Consider the following 6,656-nt stretch of genomic DNA (forward strand, 5'->3'; position numbering starts at 1 on the left):
CAAAAAAAGCTTAATAACTATTCACTTAGTGAGCCTGATCCCAGTTTTCGCCAGTGCCCACATCTACTTTCAGTGGAACGGCCAGCGTCATGCTTGCTTCCATAAGATTGCGGATTTTTTCGCTTGCCACTTCCACATCATCTTTATGCACTTCAAACACCAGTTCATCGTGTACTTGCATGATAATGCGGGCACGCGGCGCATCCGGTTGTTTCAGCCAGTCAGCGACGTTTATCATCGCACGCTTGATAATATCCGCAGCCGTTCCTTGCATCGGGGCGTTGATCGCTGCACGCTCCGCACCTTTACGGCGCATGGCGTTACTGGACTTAATGTCTGGCAGATACAGACGGCGACCATCCAGCGTTTCAACGTAACCCTGCTCAGACGCCTGAGTGCGGGTGCGTTCCATGTATTCCAGCACGCCCGGATAGCGCTCAAAGTACAAATCCATATAACGCTGGGATTCTTTGCGCGGAATATTTAGCTGGCGCGACAGACCAAAGGCGCTCATGCCATAAATCAGGCCGAAGTTAATCGCTTTCGCACTGCGGCGTTGCTCACCGGATACTTTCTCCAGCGGCGTACCGAAGACTTCTGCGGCAGTCGCGCGGTGGATATCTTTCCCCTCGGCGAACGCTTTCAGCAAACCTTCATCCTTGGATAAATGCGCCATGATACGCAGTTCAATCTGCGAGTAGTCGGCAGCGAGAATAATGTAGTCTTTCGGCGCGATAAACGCCTGACGGATGCGGCGACCTTCGTCATTACGCACCGGAATATTTTGCAGGTTTGGATCACTGGAAGATAGACGCCCGGTGGCAGTCACTGCCTGATGATAAGACGTGTGCACACGTCCGGACTGCGGATTGATCATCAATGGCAGTTTATCGGTATAGGTCGATTTCAGTTTTGCCAGACCACGATATTCAAGAATGACTTTTGGCAGCGGGTAATCCAGAGCCAGCTCAGCCAGAACTTCTTCATTAGTCGATGGCGCGCCACCCGGCGTTTTCTTCAGAATCGGTAATTTCTGTTTTTCATACAGAATGGCCTGCAATTGTTTGGTCGAAGACAGGTTGAAAGGTTCTTCTGCCAGTTCATGTGCCTTGTTTTCCAGCTCATTCAGACGGATAGCCAGTTCTTTTGAGTGGGCGGCGAGGATATTCTGATCAATCAGAACGCCAGTGCGCTCGATATGAGACAGCACAGGTACCAGCGGCATTTCGATATCCGTGAAAACAGTCTTCAGGGATTCGCTTTCCGCAATCCGAGGCCACAGTGCCTGATGCAATTGTAATGTGACATCAGCATCTTCTGCCGCATAGGGCGCCGCTTGCTCCAGCGCGATTTGGTTGAAGGTCAGCTGGTTCTTGCCTTTACCTGCGATCTCTTCAAAACTGACGGTCTTATGGCCGAGATAGCGATCGGCCAGGCTGTCCATATCATGGCGGCCAGATACGCTGTCGAGCACATAGGACTCGAGCATGGTATCAAAGGCAATGCCTTTTAATTCGATGTCATAACGCAGTAACACGCCGCGGTCGAATTTCAGGTTCTGACCCACTTTCAGCTGCTTTTCATCTTCGAGTATCGGCTTGAGCTGTTTCAATACTTCATCACGATCCAACTGTACCGGCGCATCCAGATAATCATGAGCAACCGGTAAATAGGCTGCTTTACCTGCTTCTGTAGCAAAAGATAAGCCAATCAGATTGGCGGTCAGCGTATCCAGACCATCCGTTTCTGTATCGAATGCAAACACCTCAGAGCCTTTCAGATAACCGATCCATTCATCCAGCGTCGCCTGATCCAAAATGGTGACGTAACCGTCCTGAGAAAGCTGGTTAGGTTCGATCACTGCTGCTGAAGTTGTGTCTTCAGCCTGTGCGCTTTTCTTCGCTGCTGCCGGCGCTTTACCTGCTGATTTTTTACCGCTCAGCCAGGTACCGGATTCAACATCAGCCAGCCAGCGTTTGAATTCATAGCGACCAAAAAGCTTGTGCAGTTCATCAGCATCAGGTTCAGAAACCGTCAGCTCTGCACAGGTTAAATCCAGCTTCACGTCAGTTTTAATGGTCGCCAGCTGATAAGAGAGATAGGCGACGTCTTTATTATCAGCGAGTTTGGCGGCCATGGTTTTGGCGCCGCGGAAACTGAGTGTCGATACTTTATCAAGATCGGCATACAACGCATCAAGACCACCAATGCCTTGTAACAAGGCTTGTGCGGTTTTCTCCCCCACGCCCGGCACGCCTGGAATATTGTCCGAGGAGTCGCCCATCAGGGCGAGGAAATCGATGATCAGCGAAGGCGGAACACCGTACTTCTCGACAACTTCATCTGGCCCCAGAATCGCGTTGTTCATGGTATTAATTAATGTCACGCCCGGTGTCACGAGCTGCGCCATATCTTTATCACCGGTGCTGATCAGAACAGCATGACCCGCCTGTTCAGCTTCGAGTGCCAGCGTACCGATTACGTCGTCCGCTTCTACACCAGAGACCACCAGCAAAGGCAACCCCATTGCTTTGACCATTTGGTGAAGAGGCTCAATTTGAGAGCGCAGGTCATCCGGCATCGGAGGACGGTGAGATTTGTACTGTTCGAAAAGTTCGTCACGGAAGGTTTTGCCTTTCGCGTCAAAAACCACAGCGACATGGCTTGGTGTGTATTGCAGCAATAAACTGCGCAACATGTTAAGCACACCGTACATCGCACCGGTCGGTTCACCCGCAGAGTTGGTCAGCGGAGGAAACGCATGATAGGCGCGATAAAGGTAAGACGAACCGTCTACCAGGATTAAGGGGTTTTCTGCTATCTGGGCCATAACTCTTCTTTATTCGTGATCAGACATGCTCTAAGGATGCCATAGCCAGCGGGAAAGACGAACCTTGAGAGGGAAATTCATTGCGAAGTTGCGAGGGATCTCGAAGGATCATCCTGTGGATAACTTTGTGAATAGTTTTTATAGTAAATTATTATCTGATCATATCCGGAAAATACTCCAGAATTTTAACTACTGGTTTCATCAGGTTATCGGTTTTTTTATGAAATAGTCGTGTAATAGAAGCTTAATAGCTATTGTGGATAGTAATATTTACAGGAAACATTCCGGGCATAAATTATTTATATTTCATAGGGTACTCATTTTGGTTGTTATTTTTTTCAGAAAATATAACGCCAGCCCGAAAGCTGGCGCCGAGATCAAGAATTCTTATTTTTTGGTCGCTAAGAAATTGATCACATCAGAATATTGTTTGACATACATATCCATTGAGCTGGTATCAAGTCCGTCATTTTTAACCATGTATTTCCCATTCACAAATACAGAAGGGACGCCTTGCAGACCCAAATCAGCAGCGGCTTTTTCCTGCTGAACAACCAGTGATTTCACGACGAAGCTGTTAAGTGCGGCATCATAATCTTCTCCCTTAACACCCGCCTGAATAAAGACTTTACGGATATCATCAGCATTTTGTACCGACTGCTGTTTCTGCACAGCATCAAACATCAGCGGGCTGACTTTTTCTTCAACACCCAGAGCAATAGCCACAGCCCATGCCTGAGTTAGTTGCTTACCTAACGGACCTAGGAACTCAACGTGGTATTTAGTGTATTTCACATCTTTTGGCAGGTTCTTACGGATGCTGTCAGAGACATGCCAGACTTGTTCAAACTGGTAGCAGTGCGGGCAATAAAATGAGAAAAACTCGAGTACCTGTGGCTCATTAGCTACGGTTTTATCTAAAGTAACGTATTGCGCGCCATCAGAAAATTGCGCTGCAGATACACTGAAGGCCATAACCATACCAACCAGTGCCAGGAATATCTTTTTCATATAAAGCCTATCTCCATTTAATTAAACTTGAACGTTAATCGTGACTCAATACATTGGCATCAGCCGTAAAGGAGGTGCCTGTAATTTCTTAATTTGCTCAGTGAAAGCCGCTATCTGACCACGCCAAAAATCTTCGTCCTGCATCCAGGGGAAGCTCTTAGGAAATGCAGGATCGTCCCAGCGACGGGCGACCCAGGCCAGATAATAAACCATGCGCATAGCACGCAGCGGCTCCATCAAAGACAGTTCACTTGTATCTAAATCAGCAAACTCTCCATAAGCTTCCAGCAAGATATCTAACTGAAGCCTTTGCTCACTTTGGTCGCCATGTAACAACATCCAGAGATCCTGGATTGCCGGACCATTACGGGCATCATCCATATCCACAAACAGCGGGCCATCTCGCCAGAGAATATTCCCCGGATGGCAATCCCCATGTAAGCGCAAAGGCTGCCAGTCGGTATGCCAGAATTCCCGGGTCGTCGTGATCAGTTTATCTGTCGCAGTTAAAAAAGGCTCTCGCAGGCTTTTGGGGATCAGAGGACACTGCGCCAGGACATCACGTGGTCGGGAAAGGTATTCATCGAGGCCAATTGTCGGGCGTGCGGTGAAGAGACTTTCACTGCCAACCTGATGGATACGCCCGAGGAATCGCCCCACCCATTCCAGCTGATCGAGATTATCTATTTCATACTGACGGCCACCGACGCTTGGAAACACGGTGAACATATAACCCTGGTAGTGATGAAGTGTATCTTTATTAATAGAAAGAGGGGCAACAGCAGGGATTTCAGCATCAGCCATATCACGAGAAAACTGGTGCTCTTCGTGGATTTGTTCTTCACTCCAGCGCTCCGGCCGGTAGAACTTCACTACATAACGTTTTCTGTCTTCTCCCAGAAACTGGTAGACACGATTCTCATAGCTGTTTAAGGCAGTGAGGCCGGACTCAGCAATCAGACCGATACTCTCTAACGCATCAAGGATAAGATCCGGCGACAATGCCTGAAAATTAAAAGCAGAATTGTTCATAACTTCATTCGGGTTAGCCGCACAGAAAAGTGACAATGGGAAATAGTATCATCTATTTTTGGCGGTTCGCATGAAGTTCACATAAGTTTACATCAATCTTTAATCACGCCACGGGCACGTAAAAGTGCAGTTTTAAAGTCATCCTCATAATCTTTCTTTAAACCTGGGATTTCAGTCGTGCTGTCAGTTCCGCGCATTTTCAGGTGATAAATCAACATGTCATCACTCAGTTCTCCCAAAGGTCCCTGATAACCACATTCTGTCGCCAGCTTCTGAATAAACTCCATCAGGTTAAGATCGCAATCTTCTTTCCATGCAGGATGCAGCAGTTCGATCAACTCATTTACGCGATGTTCTTTCATGATATTCCCTTTCAACGTAGTTGCAGACCCTAAAAATAACAGGGTTATTTCTTCAGGGAAAGGACAAGCTGACCGGGTAACAGTTAAACCTGCCTGACCGCAAGGTAAGGCGTTACAATGAGCGGAATATAGACATTTTTACAGGTAAATATTATGGGGCAGGATAACATTACCGGCGTGATTTTAGCGGGTGGTCGTTCGAGCAGGATGGGTGAAGACAAAGGGCTGGTCGAAATTAATGGTAAACCCTTATTTGAACATATTGCCGAAAGATTACGCCCACAAGTCGGAGATATTCTCATCAGCTGTAACCGAAACACGAAACGATATGGCCGAAATTTCCAGACGGTCCCTGACATTACACAGGATTTTCAGGGCCCCCTTGCAGGAATGCTTGCCGCATTATCTGCCAGTAAAACCGAGTGGGTACTGTTCGTTCCCTGTGACGTACCAGCCTTTCCGTTAAATCTTACCGAAGCCTTTTTAGCCAACGCGGCCGGGCAACGGGCAGTTTTTGCCTGTGACCCTGAACGCGGGCATCCGACACTTTGTCTGCTGAACCGTAATCTGATTCCAGTACTGGAAACCTATCTCGCAAATGGCGACAGGAAATTAATGATTTTCTTTCATCAGATTGACGCAAAAGCAGTATTGTTCAACGAATCCACAGCGTTTTCCAATCTCAACACGCCTGAAGATGTGTCACATTGGAAAGCTAATCACCACGATATTTTCATATGATAACTCAACAAATTCCCTTGCTTGGGATCGTCGCTCACAGCGGAACAGGAAAAACAACATTGCTGAAGCAGCTTATCCCCTATTTGCGTCAGCGTGGTATACGAACCGGTCTGATAAAGCATACACATCATGATGTGGATGTAGATACTCCAGGGAAAGATAGCTTTGAGCTACGTAAAGCGGGTGCAGACCAGACTATGGTTGCCAGCAGCAGCCGATGGGCATTAATGACAGAAATGCCCGAGCAGGATCATCTAAACCTAGACTATCTTGCGACGCGTTTTGACCGCAATAAACTGGATATGATCTTCGTTGAAGGGTTCAAGCATGAAGAGATCGACAAAATTGTGCTGCACAGGGAAGGAACAGGGGGAATATTGGAACAGTTAATTGATATTCATGCTGTTGCTGTGGCTAGTGATTGTCTATCAGAGACTATTTCAACGACAATTAGCGTCTTGAATATAAATAAGATAGAAGACGTTGGAGAATTTGTTATCAGGTGGCTGGAAAATCAGCAAAAACAGTAGTTTTCGATCTTCTGCCATTATCCAAATTCCGCATAGCAAAAAGCCCCGCACTTTCGTACGGGGCTTTCCACTTATTTGATGCCTGGCAGTTCCCTACTCTCGCATGGGGAGACCCCACACTACCATCGGCGCTACGGCGTTTCACTTCTG

Annotated in this window: 6 protein-coding genes; 2 read left to right on the forward strand and 4 right to left on the reverse strand. The window is 47.4% G+C overall.

The window, feature by feature from the left end:
• Nucleotides 1–25: 25 nt before the first annotated feature.
• From polA to HGO41_RS17900, 4 genes are all read right to left on the reverse strand, one after another.
• Entirely contained in the window at nucleotides 26–2,830 is a 2,805-nt protein-coding gene (polA, locus tag HGO41_RS17885) for a DNA polymerase I (RefSeq protein WP_217243656.1), read from the reverse strand.
• Nucleotides 2,831–3,217: 387 nt separating this feature from the next.
• Nucleotides 3,218–3,841, reverse strand: coding sequence for a thiol:disulfide interchange protein DsbA (gene dsbA / locus HGO41_RS17890; protein ID WP_013577659.1), 624 nt, complete (start codon nucleotides 3,839–3,841; stop codon nucleotides 3,218–3,220).
• A gap of 45 nt (nucleotides 3,842–3,886) precedes the next feature.
• Nucleotides 3,887–4,873, reverse strand: coding sequence for a serine/threonine protein kinase (locus HGO41_RS17895; RefSeq protein ID WP_037035574.1), 987 nt, complete (start codon nucleotides 4,871–4,873; stop codon nucleotides 3,887–3,889).
• A gap of 92 nt (nucleotides 4,874–4,965) precedes the next feature.
• On the reverse strand, nucleotides 4,966–5,235 hold the full coding sequence (locus HGO41_RS17900) for a YihD family protein (protein WP_013577661.1): 270 nt from the start codon (nucleotides 5,233–5,235) through the stop codon (nucleotides 4,966–4,968).
• A 153-nt stretch (nucleotides 5,236–5,388) separates the two neighbouring features.
• Here HGO41_RS17900 and mobA point away from each other — a divergent pair, with 153 nt between their 5' ends.
• Both mobA and mobB read left to right on the forward strand, forming a co-directional pair.
• Nucleotides 5,389–5,976, forward strand: coding sequence for a molybdenum cofactor guanylyltransferase MobA (gene mobA, locus HGO41_RS17905; RefSeq protein WP_013577662.1), 588 nt, complete (start codon nucleotides 5,389–5,391; stop codon nucleotides 5,974–5,976).
• Nucleotides 5,973–6,506, forward strand: coding sequence for a molybdopterin-guanine dinucleotide biosynthesis protein MobB (gene mobB, locus HGO41_RS17910; protein WP_037035576.1), 534 nt, complete (start codon nucleotides 5,973–5,975; stop codon nucleotides 6,504–6,506). The genes mobA and mobB overlap by 4 nt, the downstream gene beginning before the upstream one ends.
• Nucleotides 6,507–6,656 lie beyond the last annotated feature (150 nt).

The organism is Rahnella sp. CG8 (assembly GCF_023701875.1).
Lineage (GTDB): Bacteria > Pseudomonadota > Gammaproteobacteria > Enterobacterales > Enterobacteriaceae > Rahnella > Rahnella aceris.